This window comes from Kitasatospora sp. NPDC088160 (assembly GCF_044741445.1).
Classification (GTDB): domain Bacteria; phylum Actinomycetota; class Actinomycetes; order Streptomycetales; family Streptomycetaceae; genus Kitasatospora.
The window spans coordinates 134,645-150,709 of record NZ_JBIUSS010000025.1; the positions used below are offsets into that span (position 1 = coordinate 134,645).

General features: G+C 73.4%; 13 protein-coding genes and 2 pseudogenes. 12 read left to right on the forward strand and 3 right to left on the reverse strand.

Annotation, left to right across the window (positions count from 1 at the left end; all coding sequences use genetic code 11):
* Nucleotides 1-3: 3 nt before the first annotated feature.
* The 5 genes and pseudogenes from ACIOGZ_RS33180 (at nt 4) to ACIOGZ_RS33200 (ending at nt 4,364) form a co-directional block, all read left to right on the forward strand.
* Complete coding sequence (locus ACIOGZ_RS33180; RefSeq protein ID WP_363630105.1) at nt 4-849, forward strand: helix-turn-helix transcriptional regulator; 846 nt, start codon at nt 4-6, stop codon at nt 847-849.
* A 313-nt stretch (nt 850-1,162) separates the two neighbouring features.
* The gene (locus tag ACIOGZ_RS33185; RefSeq protein WP_400988719.1) at nt 1,163-2,347 is read left to right on the forward strand and encodes a methyltransferase domain-containing protein; all 1,185 of its coding nucleotides are present in this window, start codon (nt 1,163-1,165) and stop codon (nt 2,345-2,347) included.
* 78 nt (nt 2,348-2,425) lie between these two features.
* Complete coding sequence (locus ACIOGZ_RS33190) at nt 2,426-2,941, forward strand: DUF6879 family protein (protein ID WP_400988721.1); 516 nt, start codon at nt 2,426-2,428, stop codon at nt 2,939-2,941.
* 189 nt (nt 2,942-3,130) lie between these two features.
* Nucleotides 3,131-3,703 (forward strand): annotated as a pseudogene (locus tag ACIOGZ_RS33195) (DUF4157 domain-containing protein); the annotation flags it as partial.
* 163 nt (nt 3,704-3,866) lie between these two features.
* Entirely contained in the window at nt 3,867-4,364 is a 498-nt protein-coding gene (locus ACIOGZ_RS33200; protein ID WP_363585396.1) for a hypothetical protein, read from the forward strand.
* A 25-nt stretch (nt 4,365-4,389) separates the two neighbouring features.
* On the opposite strand, the gene ACIOGZ_RS33205 is transcribed toward ACIOGZ_RS33200, so the two are convergent.
* Nucleotides 4,390-5,883 carry a BTAD domain-containing putative transcriptional regulator gene (locus ACIOGZ_RS33205; RefSeq protein WP_400988723.1) on the reverse strand — a complete coding sequence of 498 codons (1,494 nt, stop codon included), beginning with the start codon at nt 5,881-5,883 and terminating at the stop codon, nt 4,390-4,392.
* A 131-nt stretch (nt 5,884-6,014) separates the two neighbouring features.
* Between ACIOGZ_RS33205 and ACIOGZ_RS33210 the strand changes: the two genes are divergently transcribed.
* From ACIOGZ_RS33210 to ACIOGZ_RS33225, 4 genes are all read left to right on the forward strand, one after another.
* The gene (locus ACIOGZ_RS33210; RefSeq protein ID WP_363630099.1) at nt 6,015-9,050 is read left to right on the forward strand and encodes a BTAD domain-containing putative transcriptional regulator; all 3,036 of its coding nucleotides are present in this window, start codon (nt 6,015-6,017) and stop codon (nt 9,048-9,050) included.
* A gap of 169 nt (nt 9,051-9,219) precedes the next feature.
* Nucleotides 9,220-10,119 carry a CAP domain-containing protein gene (locus tag ACIOGZ_RS33215; RefSeq protein WP_363630097.1) on the forward strand — a complete coding sequence of 300 codons (900 nt, stop codon included), beginning with the start codon at nt 9,220-9,222 and terminating at the stop codon, nt 10,117-10,119.
* A 63-nt stretch (nt 10,120-10,182) separates the two neighbouring features.
* Complete coding sequence (locus ACIOGZ_RS33220) at nt 10,183-11,040, forward strand: peptidoglycan-binding protein (protein WP_363630095.1); 858 nt, start codon at nt 10,183-10,185, stop codon at nt 11,038-11,040.
* Between the two features lie 51 nt (nt 11,041-11,091).
* Entirely contained in the window at nt 11,092-11,649 is a 558-nt protein-coding gene (locus ACIOGZ_RS33225; RefSeq protein ID WP_363630093.1) for an RICIN domain-containing protein, read from the forward strand.
* A 313-nt stretch (nt 11,650-11,962) separates the two neighbouring features.
* On the opposite strand, the gene ACIOGZ_RS33230 is transcribed toward ACIOGZ_RS33225, so the two are convergent.
* Nucleotides 11,963-12,619, reverse strand: a complete 657-nt coding sequence (locus tag ACIOGZ_RS33230) for a TetR/AcrR family transcriptional regulator (protein WP_363630091.1) — start codon at nt 12,617-12,619, stop codon at nt 11,963-11,965.
* Between the two features lie 499 nt (nt 12,620-13,118).
* Between ACIOGZ_RS33230 and ACIOGZ_RS33235 the strand changes: the two genes are divergently transcribed.
* From ACIOGZ_RS33235 to ACIOGZ_RS33245, 3 genes are all read left to right on the forward strand, one after another.
* Entirely contained in the window at nt 13,119-13,472 is a 354-nt protein-coding gene (locus ACIOGZ_RS33235; protein WP_400988726.1) for a DUF6542 domain-containing protein, read from the forward strand.
* Nucleotides 13,465-15,117, forward strand: coding sequence for an LCP family protein (locus ACIOGZ_RS33240; RefSeq protein ID WP_400809755.1), 1,653 nt, complete (start codon nt 13,465-13,467; stop codon nt 15,115-15,117). The genes ACIOGZ_RS33235 and ACIOGZ_RS33240 overlap by 8 nt, the downstream gene beginning before the upstream one ends.
* Nucleotides 15,118-15,320: 203 nt before the next feature.
* A complete protein-coding gene (locus ACIOGZ_RS33245) occupies nt 15,321-15,701 on the forward strand; it encodes a VOC family protein (protein WP_400988728.1) in 381 nt (126 codons plus the stop codon).
* Nucleotides 15,702-15,792: 91 nt separating this feature from the next.
* Here the strand turns inward: ACIOGZ_RS33245 and ACIOGZ_RS33250 are convergent.
* A pseudogene (locus ACIOGZ_RS33250) lies at nt 15,793-16,065 on the reverse strand (2-oxoacid:ferredoxin oxidoreductase subunit beta); the annotation flags it as partial.

Genomic DNA, 16,065 nt, shown 5'->3' on the forward strand with positions numbered 1-16,065 from the left:
ACCGTGTCCGCGTCATCCAGCGTCCAGCAAGCCAAACAGGCTCTCGGCCAGCGCCTGCGCGATATCCGGCGAGACTCCGGACTCAGCGCGCGGGCGGTGGCCGAGGCCGCTGGGTGGCATGAATCGAAGTGCTCCAAGATCCAGAGCGGCCGGGTGATGCCGTCGGAGGCTGACATACGCGTCTGGACGGCCATCTGTGGCGTCCCTGATCAGGCTGCGGACCTCATCGCGACTGCTCGGAACATCGAAGGCATGTACGTCGAGTGGCGCCGCCTCGAACGAGCCGGACTCAAGCGGGCGCAGGAATCCGTGCGCCCGCTGTTCGAGCGGACACGCCGCTTCCGCATGTATCAGTCGTGGGTCGTCCCTGGCCTGCTCCAAACCGCCGCCTACACGCGTGCGGTGCTCCACACGATCGTGTCGCTGCGCAACACGCCCGACGACGTCGATGAAGCCGTCGCTGTACGGATGGAACGGCAGAACGTGCTGCACACCGGAGACCACCGCTTCGCCGTTCTGGTCGAGGAGTGGGTGCTGCGAACGGTCATCGGCACGCCGGACGTCCTCCTGGGCCAGCTTGGCCGTCTGATCGGTATCGGCTCCCTCCCCTCGGTCAGCCTCGGAGTGATTCCCCTCGGGACAACCAGGGGCGCGGGATGGCCGGTTGAGTCCTTCACCATGTACGACGATGCGCAGGTGAACGTCGAGCTTGTCTCCGCCCACCTCACCATCACCCAACCAGCGGAGATCGCCGAGTACGGCCAGACCTTCTCCGAGCTGGCGAGCATCGCGGTCTACGGTGCCGAGGCGCGTTCGCTCATCACCCAGGCCATCAACGCGCTCGGGTGAATCCGGGCAAGGTCTAGCAAGTCCATCGACCGGGCGCAGGCCCCCTCCCTACCGTCGAGGACACAACGAGCCGACAGGAGAGGGCCGTTGCAGGTCACCGATCCCCCGAAGCCGAAGAAGCCCGCCTCACCCCCGTCGCCGAGGCCGCCGGACCTGTAGCCACGCGACGACCTCCACACCTCACCGACCAACAGGGAGGGCCAATGAGCGGAACGGCCGGCAAGCACGCGGGCCAGCAGGACCCGGGCAAGGACAAGCCGTCCAAGGACACCTCGCGCCCGAAGCCGCCTCCGAAGCACGAAAAGAAGGACCAGTGACGGAGAACATCCGCCAGGAGCAGGCCGCCATGCGCGGTCTGCTCCTGGCCATCAGCGAAGAACTCGACAAGCCCGTCCCGCAGGAATGGAAGGACGCGATCAGGGCGACCCCTCGTCACCGGTTCCTGCCGGACCGGATCTGGCTGGACGACGAGAACGGGGATCTCCGGCCCTGCGACCTCCGGGACGAGCCCGACCGGTGGTTCGAGGCCGCCTACGCCAATGGGCCTGTCGTCACGCAGGTCAACGACGGCGAGGAACCCGCCGACGGCGCGGAGGCCTGGGCGTCGTCCTCCGCCTCCTCGCCCGCCATGGTCGTGCGGATGCTCGACGACCTCGGTGTCTGGCCGGGCTTGAACGCCCTGGAGATCGGCACCGGGACGGGCTGGAACGCCGCGCTGCTCGCCCACCGGCTCGGCGCCGACCGGGTCACCTCGATCGAGGTCGACCCTGACGTTGCCCGGCAGGCCCGCGCCTCGCTCAACGCGGCCGGGCTCGCCGTGGAGGCCGTCTGCGGGGACGGCGCCGGCGGCTGGGGCTCGCGGCAGCCGTACGACCGGATCATCTCCACCTGCTCGGTCCGCAGGGTGCCTACGGCGTGGATCGAGCAGACCGCCCCCGGCGGCGTGATCGTCACCCCCTGGGAGAGCCCGATGCTCTCCTTCGGCCTGCTCCGGCTCGTCGTCGACGAGCAGCACACCTACGGGAAGTTCAGCCCGCACGCCTCTTTCATGCTGATGCGCGCCCAGCGGACGGACCTGCGGATCTACCGGGACGTCGTGCGCGACCACCACCAGCCCGACGAGTCCACCACCCGGCTGTCGCCGTGGCAGGTGTGCGGCGAGGACCTGGACGTGCGGTTCGCACTCGGCCTGAAACTCGGCGACGTGTGGACCGCCTGGCACCACGAACCCGACGTCGAGGGGGTGGCCACCCGCCTGTGGGCGGCCACCACGGACGCCACCTCGTGGGCCGCGGTGGACCACGACGGCCGCCAGGAGGACCGGTTCACGGTCTGGCAGTACGGGCCTCGCCGACTCTGGGACGAGATCGAGGAGGCCCACGGCTGGTGGGAGAAGGCCGACCGGCCGGGCCCGGACCGGTTCGGGCTCCGGATCGTCGGCGACGAGCAGCAGGTCTTCCTCGACGGCCCGACCACCGTCATCAGCCGGGTGCCGTAGGACGAGCCCCTCCCGCCCGCTCGTTGGAACCCAACGAGCGGGCGGCAAAGCAGATCTGCGCGACGATGAGGAGGAGCGATGACGAACCCGGTACTTGAGGGCCTGGCCGAGGCCAAGGTTTCCGCCGTGCATCTTGAGATGCGCGACGCCTACCAGCCCAGCGACCCCGAGTTCATCGCATGGCAGCAGGGGAAACACCTTGACCCTGCTGCCGAGCGGTCGTCCTGGTGGCGCCCGTTCCTGGACGTGGTGACCGAGACGACGGCGCGCGGTGTCGTGATGAGGCGCGCCCGGATCGTCTCCGAACCGGTCACCGACTACATCCGGTACGAGTACGACGTGACGTTCCCGAACGTCCGAGCAGGCGAGCAGATCCGCTGGTTTCCCCGCCGGAAGGCGGCCGACATCGCGTTGCCCGGCACCGACCTGTGGCTGTTCGACGGGTCGTCGGTGCTGTTCACGTACTTCTCGGGTGTCGGTGAGGTCGTCGACCGTGAATGGCGCACCGAGCCGGCCGTCGTCGAACTGGTGAAGTCGGCATTCGAGGCGGTGTGGGACCGGGCCACACCGCACGAGGAGTACCGGCTTCACTGATCCACCATGGCCGCCTCGCCTGCACGCCCTGCCCTCGACGGCGATCCCCCTGCCCTGCCCGCGCGTTGGGGACCGACCGGCGGGCGGGGCTGCCCTCGATGGGCAGGGTTGCTGCCCCCGCCGTCCCTATCGCTCCGGGTGCGGGCGGGGTATCCAGGACTCACCGGCCATCGACCCGAAGGGACGCCGATGAGGACCCGTGACAGTGACGACAAGGCGCACGCCCCCTCGACCGCCCGGACACCCGCGCACGCGCCCGCACCCACGCACGCGCCAGCACCCGCACCCGCGCCCGCGCCCGCGCTGCTCGGCCTCCAGGCGTCCGTCGGGAACGCCGCCGTCGTCCGACGACTCCAGCGGGCCGGCCAGGTGCAGCGCTCCGCCGCCGCCGTCCACGACGTGCTGCGCAGCGGCGGCCGCTCGCTCGACGGCGCCACCCGCGCCGACATGGAGGCCCGCCTGGGCGCCGACTTCTCGGACGTCCGGATCCACGACGACAGCGCCGCCCGGAGCTCCGCCGCCGAGATCGGCGCCCGCGCCTACACCTCCGGCAACCACGTCGTCATCGGCGACGGCGGCGGCGACCGGCACACCCTCGCCCACGAGCTGACCCACGTGCTCCAGCAGCGGCAGGGCCCCGTGGCGGGCTCCGACAACGGCTCCGGGCTGAGCGTCAGCGACCCGTCCGACCGCTTCGAGCGCGAGGCCGAGGCCAACGCCCGGCGGGTGATGTCCGGCCCGACCGCAGGCCGCCGAGCCGACCACGCCGCCACCCACGAGGACGAGGAGCACCGGGGCTGAGCCGTCTCGCCCCCGCCCATCAACGGGATCGTTCATCGTTTGTCTACCGCCTTGCCCCATGGTCAGTCCCACGGGGCGCCCCGAACTTTCACGGGCGCGATATGGACGAAAGAGGTACCCGGGGATGAAGGCAGTGAAGGCAGTGCGACGCATGGCCGTCGGGGTGGCGGCCACGGCGCTGGCGCTGACGGGGACGATGCTGGGGGCCGGCACCGCGCAGGCGGCGTACGACCCGACGACCCACACGCTCTGGAACGACGAGCCGCTCTACCCGGGCTGGCACGTCGACTCCGAGAACTCCCGGCTGATCATGCAGTCCGACGGCAACCTGGTCGTCTACCGCGGGTACAACACCCCGAACCCGCTGGCCGTCTGGAACTCCGGCACCCACGTGAACCACTGCGGGTACAAGGCGGTCATGCAGTCCGACGGCAACCTGGTCGTCTACTCCGCCTCCGGGGGCGTCTGCTGGTCCTCCGGCACGTACGGGCACCCGGGCGCCCGGCTGGTGGTGAAGAGGCTCGGCGGCGTCGCCATCTACTGGGGTGACGGCGAGGTCCCCATCGTCACCACGCCCACCAACGACATCCGCATGTGGGCGATGTCCTCGGACCTCTACTGACCACCGCACCGGCCCGGAGCGCCGCTCAGGCGCCCCGTTCGGCGAGCCAGCGGACCAGGTCGGCGACGGACCACTGCGGGCGGGCCGCGAGGCGCGCCGCCACCGACCGCAGGAGTACGGGCAGGTAGCCGCAGAGCTCGGCGACCTCGGCGGCCGGGCCCGGCTCCCGGCGGATCCGCTCGGCGCCGACGACCCGGGCCAGTAGCTCGTACGCGTCCTGCGGCTCCAGCGGGCCGACGGCCAGCCGGGCCGCGTCGGCGGGCAGGGCGCCCGGTTCGGCGCCGGCCACGACGGCCGCGCAGCCCGCCACCGCGGGCAGCAGCGGCGCCGGGTCGGTGACGCCGTCGAGCACGACCAGCACCCGCCGTCCGGCGAGCGCGGCCCGGTAGCGCACGCCCAGTTCGCCGACACCGGCGTCCTCGACGGGCCGCTCCCCCAGGGCCCGCAGGAAAGCGGCCAGCACCGCTCCCGGCTCCGCCGTCCCGCCGGCCGCGTACAGCTGCCCGTCCGGGAAGGCGTCCTGGACGGTGTGCGCCAGGTGCACCGCGAGCGCGGAGGTGCCGCTGCCGGCCGGCCCGGACAGGCCGAGCACCGGCGAGGCCCCGGCATCACCGCCGTCGACATCACCGCCGGCACCGGCACCGGCACCGGACCGCAGGATCCGCTCGGCCTCCCGCACCTGGGCCGCCCGCCCGACCAGGTCGGGGATGTCCGGCGGCAGCTGGCAGGGCCGGGCGGGCCGGCACGGCGGTACCGGGGCGGACGGCGCCGCGAGCTCGGCGTCCCCTCTCCGGATGCGGGCGTGCAGGTCCGCGACCGCCGGTGCCGGTTCGAGCCCCAGCTCGCGGTCCAGCCGTTCGCGCAGCGCCTCGAAGGCGGCCAGCGCCTCGGCCGTCCGCCCGCAGCGGTGCAGGGCCAGCAGGTGGAGGCGCTGCACCTCCTCGTCGCGCGGGTGTGCGGCGGCGAGCGCGTCCAGCGCGGGCAGCGCCTCGGCGTGCCGGCCGAGCGCCAGGTCCAGGTCGTGCAGCACCTTGACGGCGGCATGGTGACCGGCGGCGAGCCGTTCGCGGGCGCGTTCGGCGAAACCGCCGGGCACGCCGTCCAGCGCACGCCCCTCCCACAGCGCGAGCGCGCCGGCGAGCAGTTCCCGGGCCCGCACCGGGTCGTCGTAGCGCAGCGTGACGGCCTCACCCACCCCGGCCTCGTAGCGGAACAGGTCGACGGCGGCCCGGTCGACCTCCAACCGGTAGCCACCGGCGGTGGCGACCAGCAGGCCGGGGGCCGCGAGGGCACGGCGCAGCCGGTGCGCGTGGGTGCCGATCTGGCCGGCCGGGGCCTTGGGCCAACGGGCGACATCCTCGCCCCACAAGCCCTCGACCAGCCGTTCAGTGGGCACGAGCTGGCCCGGGGCAAGCAGCAGGGCGGCCAGCACGGCCCGCTGCTGCGGCCGACCGAGATCGATCTCGTGGCCGTCGCACCGGGCCCGCAGCGGCCCCAGAACACAGAATTCGAGCCCCATGCCCCCACCCCTCGAAGCCATGAGTTCAAGTACACAATCCGTGACAGAGCATAGGTGACCGGATCAGGGGGCGCCGCCGTCCGTACGGAAGTGGCGTGATCCGGGCACCGGACGACATTCGGGGACGGGACATGGTTGACATCGGGGCGTCCGGGCTGCGGTTCGGACTGCTGGGACCACTGCGCGCCTGGCACGGGGAGCGGGAGATCGAACTGGGCCGACCGCAGCAGCGGGCCGTCCTGGCGGTGCTGCTGGACGCCGCCGGACGGACGGTGGCGACGCCGGTGCTGGTGGAGGGGGTGTGGGGCGGGGCCGCACCGGCCGACCCCCGCAAGGCCGTCCAGCTGGCCGTCTCCCGGCTGCGTTCGGCCTTCAAGCCGTACACCGGGCCGGATCCGCAGCGGATGCCGCTGGTGCGGGTCGGCGACGGGTACGCGCTGCGGGTGCCGGACGCGGAGGTGGACGCGGCCCGCTGGGAGGAACTGCTGGCCACGGCCGGACGGCTGCGCGGCGAGCAGGCCCCGCCGCAGGAGGTCCGGGAGGTCCTGCTGGCCGCGCAGCGGCTGTGGGTCGGCGAACCGCTGGCCGGGTTGCCGGGGCCGCACGCCGAGGCCGTCCGCTCCCGCCTCGCCGAACAGCGACTTCACGCCAAGGAGACGCGGCTGGAGCTGGACGCGGAGATCGGCGACCACACCGGTCTGACGGCCGAGGCCGCCGCACTCGCCCTGGAACACCCCGAACGGCCCCGGCTGACCGCCGTCCTGATGCGCGCCCTCTACCAGGCGGGCCGCAAGGCCGAGGCGCTCGCCGTGTACGAGGACGCCCGCCGCCGACTGCCGTCCGGCGGGGACGGGCCCACCCGGCACGAGGACACCCGCCGGCCGCCGACGGCCGCCGCCGCCGCTCCGACGGCCGAGGACGGCCCCGCCGCACTGCACCTGCGGATCCTGCGCGAGGACCCGTCCCTGCTGCCCGCCCCCGCCGCCTCCGCCTCCGTCCGCGCCGAACCCGCCGCCGCCTGGCAGCCGCCCGACCAACTGCCCGACGGCCTGGCCGACTTCACCGGCCGCACCGAGGAGGTCGAGACCCTGGTGGACCGCCTCGCCGGGGCCGGCGGGCGAGCCGTCGTGGTCTCCGCCCTGGACGGCATGGGCGGGGTCGGCAAGACCACACTCGCCGTGCACGTCGCCCGACAGGCCCACGGACGCTTCCCCGACGGGCGGCTCTTCGCCGACCTGCGCGGCGCCGACCGCACCCCGCTGGACCCGGGCGCGGTGCTCGCCGGCTTCCTGCGCGCCCTCGGCGTGGCCGCCGCCGAGATCCCGCTCGACACCGGGGAGCGCTCCGCCCTCTACCGCTCGGCACTGGCCGGGCGGCGGGTCCTCGTCGTCCTCGACAACGCCGCCACCCTCGGCCAGGTCGAACCACTGCTGCCCGGCTCGTCCGGCTGCGCCGTCCTGGTCACCAGCCGCGTCCGGCTGGCCGGCCTCGCCGGGGCGCACCAGATGCGCCTGGACACCCTGCCGCCCGCCGAGGCACTGGAACTGCTGACCCGGATCATCGGCGCCGACCGCGTCGACGCCGAACCCGGGGCCGCCGAGGAGATCGTGCGGGCCTGCGGACTGCTGCCGCTCGCCGTGCGCATCGTCGCCTCCCGGCTCGCCGCCGACCCCGCGCTCACCCTGGCCGCGCTCGCCGACGGGCTGCGCCGGGAACACCGGCTGGCCGAACTCAGCGACGGCGAACGGACCGTGGAGGCCACCTTCGCCCTCTCCTACCACCGCCTCGACGCCGAACTCGCCCGCGCCTTCCGCCTGCTGTCCCTGCCCGACGCCCCGGACGTCCCGCTGCCCTGCGCGGCCGCGCTGCTCGGCCGCACCGAAGCCGAGACCGACGAACTCCTCGAAGCGCTCGTCGACCTCAACCTGCTGCACTCCCCCCGCTTCGGCCGCTACGGCTTCCACGACCTGGTCCGCGACTACGCCCGCGGCCGGCTCGCCGCCGAGGAGCCCGCCGCCGAACACACCGCCGCCGCCGACCGGCTGGTCGACTACTGCCTGGCCACCGCCCGCAACGCCGACCGCGCCGCCCGCAAGGCCGACCCGGTCGAACTCAGCCTGCTCGACGCACCCGTCCGCTCCCCCGGCAAGACGATCACGGACGGGCCCGCCGCCGTCCGCTGGATGCGCGAACAGGCCGGCGTGCACGCCTCCGCCATCGCCCTGAGCTGCGCCGACGCGGCGCTGCCGCTCGACCGGGCGGCCGAACTCGCCGACCGGATGGGCTCCGTACTCGCCGAACGCACCCAGACCCGCGACATCGCCGACCTCTCCGACCGCATCGCCCGCGAGGCCGCCGCCCGCGGCGACCACGGCCCGCTCGCCCTCGCCCGCTACGTGCGCGGCGGCATGCTCTGGCACATCAACCGCTACGCCGAGTCCGAGCAGGACATCCGCCAGGCCGTCGCGCTCTGCCAGGACGACGACGGCGGCAACGGGGGCAGCGGCGACGGCCCGAAGGTCCGCGTCCTCGCCAAGGCCCTGCTCACCCTCGGCGGCAACGCCCGCGTCCACGGCCGCTACGCCGACGCCGCCCGACACGCCGGCCGCGCCGCCGACCTGTTCCGCCGCCTCGGCGCCGAACGCTCCGAGGGCAGCGCCCTCGGCGAGTTCGCGTTCAGCTGCGCCCAGACCGGCCGGCTGGCCGAGGCCCGGGACGCCGCCGAGCGCGGCGCCCGCCTGATGAGCGGCTCCGGCCCGGTGTCCGCTGCCACCGGCCGCTACTACCTGGCCCGGGTCCTGCGCCTGTGCGGCGACCCGGAGGCGGCGCTCGCCCACGCGGCCGGCGCCCGCGACGAGTTCGCCGCCCTCCAGGTGACGGTGTTCGCGGCGGCGGCGGGCGACCTCGCCGCCCGGATCCACGCCGAGGCCGAGCGCTGGCTGCTCGCCGCCGACGCCGCCGAGGCGGCGCTGCCGCTCGCCCGCCGCACCAGCGCCGCCCTGGAGGCCGCGCTGCTGCGCACCCTGGGCACCGCGCTCACCGGCCTCGGCCGCCCCCGCCAGGCCCGCGCCTGCCTCGCGGACGCGCTGGAGGTGTACGAGCGGCTCGGACTCGGCGAGGACGCCGAGCGGACCAGGGCCCTGCTGGACGGCCTGCCGCAGCCCTAGGTCCCGGCCGATCTCGGCGGGCCGGACGAGACCTGGCAGGCCCTGGGCCCGGGGGCCGCCCCCCTTGTTGATCACTTGTCTACCGCGGTCCGCGATCTTCTCTCTCGTCAGGTCGCGGACCGCACCAGTGCGGAGCCGGGGCCACTCCCATCGAAGATAGGCGCCACTCATGCCCACGCTCCCGCAGAACGGCCAGGTCTGGACCCTCAAGTCCGCGAACGGAACGGTCGCCGACGTGCGCTCCAGCCAGAGCAGCCCGGGCACCCCGGTCCAGTCCTGGGGCCCCAACGGCACCACCGCCCAGGGCTGGGTCTTCTGGGCCAAGGACGGCGGCAGCTGGCTCCTGGAGACCCAGCTCACCAACGGCAGGCACGCCCCCGGCCAGGCCGTCGTCATCGACTACAACTACTCCACCGGCCAGACCTGGCTGTTCAACGAGCACGGGCAGCCCAACCAGCGCTGGGTGCTGGACGTCATCGACAACGACTGGTTCCGGGTCCGGACCGTCCGCGGCGACGAGGGCCAGCTGTTCCTCACCGCGGCCGCCCCCGGCGCCCCGCTCACCCTCACCAAGCAGGACGACAACAACCCGGCGCAGCGCTGGCAGCTCATCCCGGCCGGCGGCCAGAACGGCAGCGCCGGCGGCCAGCAGCAGCCCCAGCCCCAGCCGCAGCCGCAGCCCGGCGGCGACTTCCGCACCGAGATGCTGGCCTCCGTCAACACGGAGCGCGGCCGGGCCGGCCTCCAGCCGCTGCGGCTCGACGACCGCCTGAGCGCCGCCGCCCAGCGGCACGCCAACGACATGGCGTCCCACGACCTCACCCAGCACGACGGCACCGACGGCAGCAACCCGTGGGACCGCATCCACGCCGCCGGCTTCCAGTTCCGCTCGGCCGCCGAGAACGTCACCCCGGGCAACAGCGTGGCGGAGGCCATGCAGATGTGGATGAACAGCCCGCACCACCGCGACAACATCCTGGGCCGCGACTTCACCTCCATCGGCATCGGCTACACCCCCCGCCAGCGCGGCAACTGGGGCCGCTACGTCCAGACCTTCGCCCAGGCCTGACCTCCCCGTCCCCTCAGCCGTCACAGCAGCCACAGCAGCCACAGCAAGCAAGGAGCCACCCTCATGTCCTCGAACGCGGCGGACCTGATCCGCGTCGCCCGAGACGAGGTCGGATACCAGGAGGGCCGCAGCGGCTCGCACTGGAACAACATCCAGAAGTACTCCCCGGCCGTCCCCGGCCTGGAGTGGTCCCAGGGCGAGGCCTGGTGCGCGACCTTCGTCGCCTGGTGCGCCCAGCAGTCCGGCAACGCCGGGCTGTTCCCGGTGACGGCCTCCTGCGCCGAGGGCGTCGCCTGGTTCAGGGACCGCGACCGCTTCACCGACTACCCGGTGATCGGCGGCCAGGTGTTCTACGGCCCCGGCGGCGGCAGCCACACCGGCATCTGCGTCGCCTACACCAGCTCCACCATCACCACCGTCGAGGGCAACACCAACGACGACGGCAGCTCCGAGGGCGACGGCGTCTACCTCAAGACCCGTGACCGCAAGTCGAGTTGGGTGTACGGGTACGGCGTCCCGGACTTCGCCGACGGCGTCATCCTCGCCGACCCGCAGTGGCGGGACCGCCAGGGGGCCGTCTACTTCGGGCAGGAGGCCTCCGCCGCCGACCAGCCGAACGGCGGCGCCCGGCCCCAGGCCGACAGCAGCGGGGACGGAGGCGGGGGCGAGGGCGGCTACGAGCCCTTCCCCGGCGCCGACTTCTTCCAGGACGGCCAGAAGAGCGACGTCATCACCCGGATGGGAGAGCGCCTGGTCGCCGAGGGCTGCTCCGCCTACGCCGAGGGCCCCGGCCCCGAGTGGTCCGGGGCGGACCTCGAATCCTTCCGCAACTGGCAGCACAAGCTGGGTGACTCCGGCAGCGACGCCGACGGAGTCCCCGGCCCCAAGCAGTGGGACGCCCTCCAGGTCCCGCGCGGCTGACGCCGCACCTCGACCACACCCGGATCCACCACACCCAAGAAGGAGAACCCGATGAAACCCGTCACCCGTACCCGCAGGTTCCTCGCCGGGCTCGGCGCCGTCGCGGCCGTCGCGGGGGCGGCCGTGGTCACCGCCCCGGCCGCGCACGCCGCCGGCTGCGAGCTGGCGCCGAACCTGCAGACCGTCACCGCCGTCTACAACGGCGCCACCGGCGTCCTCGACCTGCCGGCCAACACGGAGACCAACGGCCAGCGGATCGGCGTCTACCAGGGCAACCAGAGCCCCGCGCAGACCTGGTCGTTCTGGGGCTACTGCGACGGCACCACCGCCATCTCGCACGGCTCGGCCGGCAAGGTCGTCGACCTCGACACCGGCTCGGGCGCCGTCCAGCTCTGGGACACCCCCGGCGGCTGGGACGGCCTCAACCGCCCGGCCGGCGACTGGCTGCCGGCCAACCAGAAGTGGATCCGCACCAGCGAGGACCGCGGCTGGTACCTGATCCAGAACGCGGCCACCGGCCAGTGCCTCAAGTCCAACGGCGTCGCCCAGCTCACCTCGGTGACGTCCTGCAACGGCAGCGACCCGGCCCAGCGCTGGAAGATCGGCTGACGGCTCCCCGAGAGGGGTCCGACGGTTCCCGCCCGGGGCGCGAATCGTCGGACCCGGCCCGTCCCCGGTCCGTTCGCCGACTCCGGCGGGCGGACCGGTCCGCGCCCACCACCCTCCGCCCGAGCCACCCCTGGGCCGGCGGAGGGGTTCGTCGGCGAGCCGGTCCTCGACCTGCTCGCCCACGAGTGGGCCCCGTGACACGCCGCCGAACCCCTCCCCGACGGCGTGTCACGGTCAGGCGTCCGCCGTCACCGCGCTGCGGGCGTCTCACGCTCCGGCGTCCGCCGTCAACGCGCCGCAGGCACCCGCGCCGTCACCGCGCCACAGGCACCCGGTGGATCCGCAGGAAGGCGTCGACACCGAGCGCCGCGATCCGGGCGAGTTCCTCGTCCGCCACCGGCAGGGCGCCCCAGAACGAGCGCTCGGCGACGCCGTGGAAGGTCAGCAGCGTGAACTGCTCGGCGGTCTGCGGGGCGTCGTCGACGGCCAGCAGGCCTCGGTCCGCGATCGCCTCGAACCGCTGCGCGAGGTCGCGCTGCGAGGCGATCGGGCCGGCCTCCAGCCACGCCTCCAGGACGTCGGCCGGGATGTTGGCGACCTCGGCGCGGATGGCCCGGCCGAGCGCGCCGCGGTCCCCGGCCGAGAGGACGGCCCGGGCCCGTTCGACCGCGAAGTCGGTGAGGCCCTGGCGCAGGTCCACCACCCGGTCGAGGTGCTTGTCCATCAACTCGCGCATGACCTCGGTCAGTTCGGCCGAGTTCTGGAGTGCGACGGAGAGGAAGAGGGTCTCCTTGTCGGCGAAGTGGTTGTAGACCGTGCGCTTGGACACCCCGGCCTCCGCCGCGATCGCGTCCATGCTGGCCCGGACGTATCCCTCGCGCCCGAACACCGCCGTCGCGGCCCGCGTGATCGCCTTGCGCTTCTCCGGCCGTCCCGCTCCGCCCGTCGCCGCCACGGCGTCACTCCTCATCTACCGGGACTCTCGAAAACTGCCCGGTGTAGTGTCTCCCGAGCCCGCCTGAGCCGGGTTGCCATCGAACAAGGGTGCTCTATGCTGCCTACAACCTCTACACCCGTGTAGAGGGAATTCAACAGCACGCCTGCCCCCGACCGGAACACGGAAGCCGAGCGCGGGAACCGGCCGGCCGAACAGCAGCGTCCAGAAGTGGCAGCGCACAACGGCTCATCACACGAGGACCGGGCGCAGGCGCCACAGGGGCGCAAGGCACGGGAACACCGGGGGTGAGTGCGTGGCGGGGCGGCGAGGACGGACGTCCAACCAGGAGGCACGCGGGCGAACGCCAGGCCAGGAGACGCAGGCGCGGACGACCGACCAACGGACGGCCGACCAGCGGTCACCGGGGCGGACACCCGACCGGCGGGCACCGGGGCGCACCTCCGACCAGGGAGCCCGTCGGCGGGCGAACAAGGCCCCCGTCCGCCCCTTCCCCGGCGGAGCGGCCCTGCCCGTGGCCCTGGCCGTGGGGCTGCCGGCGGTGGGCGCCGGGATCGACGAACTCTCCGGCCCCGGCATGGGGACGGCCTTCCTGGTGGGCGCCGTGCTCGGCACCGGCCTGGCGGCCGCACTCAGCAGCCGCAATGGCTGGTGGTGGGCCCTCGCCTCCACTCCGCTGCTGGTCCTGGGGGTGACGGCCGGCGCGGAACTGCTGGCCAACGGCGACGCCTACCGGGGCAAGAACCTGGCCACCGGCTCCGCGAAGTGGGTGGTCCACGACTTTCCCGTGATGGCCGCGGCCGCCGCAGCGGCCGCCCTGGTGATCGTGGTCCGGCTGGTCCGGGACCGGAGGAGGGACCATGGCTGAGAACCCGCAGACCCGGGACGGGGGCCGCGCCGCCGCGCCCCCGACCCGCCGCACCTCCCCCCTGCTGATCGCGGGCCGGACGCTGGCCTGCTCGGTCGCCCTGGCGGTGTTCGGCGCCAGCGGGGTGGTCTGGTACGAGGTGACGTCCCTCACCGACGGGATGACCACCTCCAACGCCATCGCCGAGACCAAGAAGAACGCGCCCAAGCACCTCGACAACTCCGTCAACATCCTGCTGATCGGCCTCGACAGCCGCAAGAACATGGACGGGACGGACCTGCCGCCGGAGTTCGTCCAGGACGAACTGCACGCCGGCCACAGCTCCGACATCGGCGGCTACAACACCAACTCCCTGATCCTGCTGCACATCCCAGCCGGCGGCGGCAAGGCGCAGGCCGTCTCCATCCCCCGTGACGACTACGTCATGACCTACACCGGGGACGGCAAGCAGGCCGGCATGCGCAAGATCAAGGAGGCCTACGGCGAGGCCAAGGAGAAGGCCACCCCGGCCCTCCAGGCGAAGGGGCTCAAGGGCGCGGACCTGGAGAAGGCCGGCCGCGACGCCGGCCGGGCGGCCACCATCCAGACCGTGCAGAAGTTCCTCGACCAGCCCGTCGACCACATAGCCGAAGTCAACCTGATGGGCTTCTACGACATCGCCAAGGCCGTCGAACCGATCGAGGTCTGCCTCACCCACGACACCAAGGACCCGGCCATGGAGGGCCAGGGCTCCGGTGCCGACTTCCACAAGGGCATCAACAAGCTCAACGCCTCCCAGGCGCTCTCCTTCGTCCGCCAGCGCCACAACCTGGACGGCCCGGACGGCAACAGCGGCGACTTCGCCCGCACCCACCGCCAGCAGGCCTTCATCTCCTCCGTCGTGCACAAGCTCAAGCAGGACGGCGTCATCAGCGACCTCGGCAAGCTGCAGCAGCTGTTCGGCGTGGTGCAGAAGGACCTGGTCATCGACAACGAGTGGAACGTCCTCGACTTCGCCCAGCAGGCCCCCAACCTCACCGGCGGCAACGTCGAGTTCAACACCCTGACCTTCGACGGCTTCGGCACCCGCAACGGCCAGGACGTCAACCTGGTCACCCCCGCGAAGCTCCAGAAGGTCGTCAAGCAGATCTTCGGCTACGCCGACTCCGCGCCGGCCGCCCCCGACGCGGCGGGCGACACGCCCGCCCCGGCGGCCCCCTCCGGGCCGGCCACGACCGCGCCGCCCACCACCAAGGCCGCCGCCCCCACCACCGTGGACGTCTTCAACGCCTCCACGGCCGCCGGGGTCTCCTCCACCGCCGAGTCCAAGGCCCTGGTCGCGATGGGCTTCAAGGCGGGCAAGACCGGCAGCGCCGCCGCGAAGCCCAAGACCACCACCGTGGCCTACGGCAAGGGCGCCAAGGAGGCGGCCGACCAGATCGCCGCCCGCTACGGCGTCACCGCCATGGAGTCCGCGTCGGCCCCCGCCGACCGGGTGGTCGTCACCCTCGGCACCGGCTTCACCGGCGCGACCGACGACAAGACCGGCGCCGCAGCGCCGGGCGGCGGCGCGACCGGGGCCCCGTCCGACCCGGCGGCCAACCTGCCCGTACAGGGCCCGTCGGTCGACGCCCAGAGCGACGGCGGCATCCCCTGCGTCTACTGACACCCCGCACCTGACGCACCGCACCGAGCCGTGGGGAGGCTCCCACCAGGGAGCCTCCCCACGGCTTTTCCCCACGGCTTTTCCCCACGCCCTTCCCCCGCGTCCGACCCCAGGGCGGACACCCCTCGCATGATTCTCCGTACTATGTATAGTGTACAGCGTACGGGATAACCGCGCGCTCGCGCCGACGAGAGGGCTCCGCCATGCAGATCACCACCACCACCCTCGCCCTGACCGTCGAGGACGTCGCCGCCTCCGCCGCCTTCCTCCAGCGGCACTTCGGCTACACCGAGGAGATGTCGGCCGACGGCTTCGTCTCGCTCCAGCACCCCGGCGGCGGGGTCGGCGTCGTCTGCCTGCGACGCGGCCTGGAGGTGCTGCCCGAGGACCAGCGCGACCGGACCGCGACCGGCGTCATCCTGGCGTTCGTCGTCGAGGACCTCGCCGGCGAGGAGCGGCGGCTGCGCGGCGAAGGGGTCGAGATCACCCTGCCGCTGCGCGAGGAGCCGTGGGGCGAGAAGCTGTTCCAGGTCACCGACCCGAACGGGGTCGTGATCGAACTGGTCGAGTGGGCCGAGCGGTAAACCGCCCCCCCAGCAGTGACCGAGGCCCGAAACGGCGGCGCCCCCTCGGCCATCGGGCCGAGGGGGCGCCGCCGTGACCGGACCGGACCGGTCAGTCCACCGTCCAGGTGTCGCCGCCCGCCAGCAGCGCGGCCAGGTCGCCCGGCCCGCGATCGGCCTGCGCGGCGGCCAGCTGCCCCGCCATCAGCTCGTCGTAGACGGGTCGGTGGACGTCGCGCAGGACGCCGATCGGGGTGTGGTGGAGGGTGTCGGCGTCGGCGATCCGGGACAGCGCGAAGGCGGTGGCCGGGTTGGCCGCGTGGGCGTCGTGGACCAGGACCCGCGCCTCGTTGTCCGCGGTCACCGGCGCGGTGAACAGCTCGCC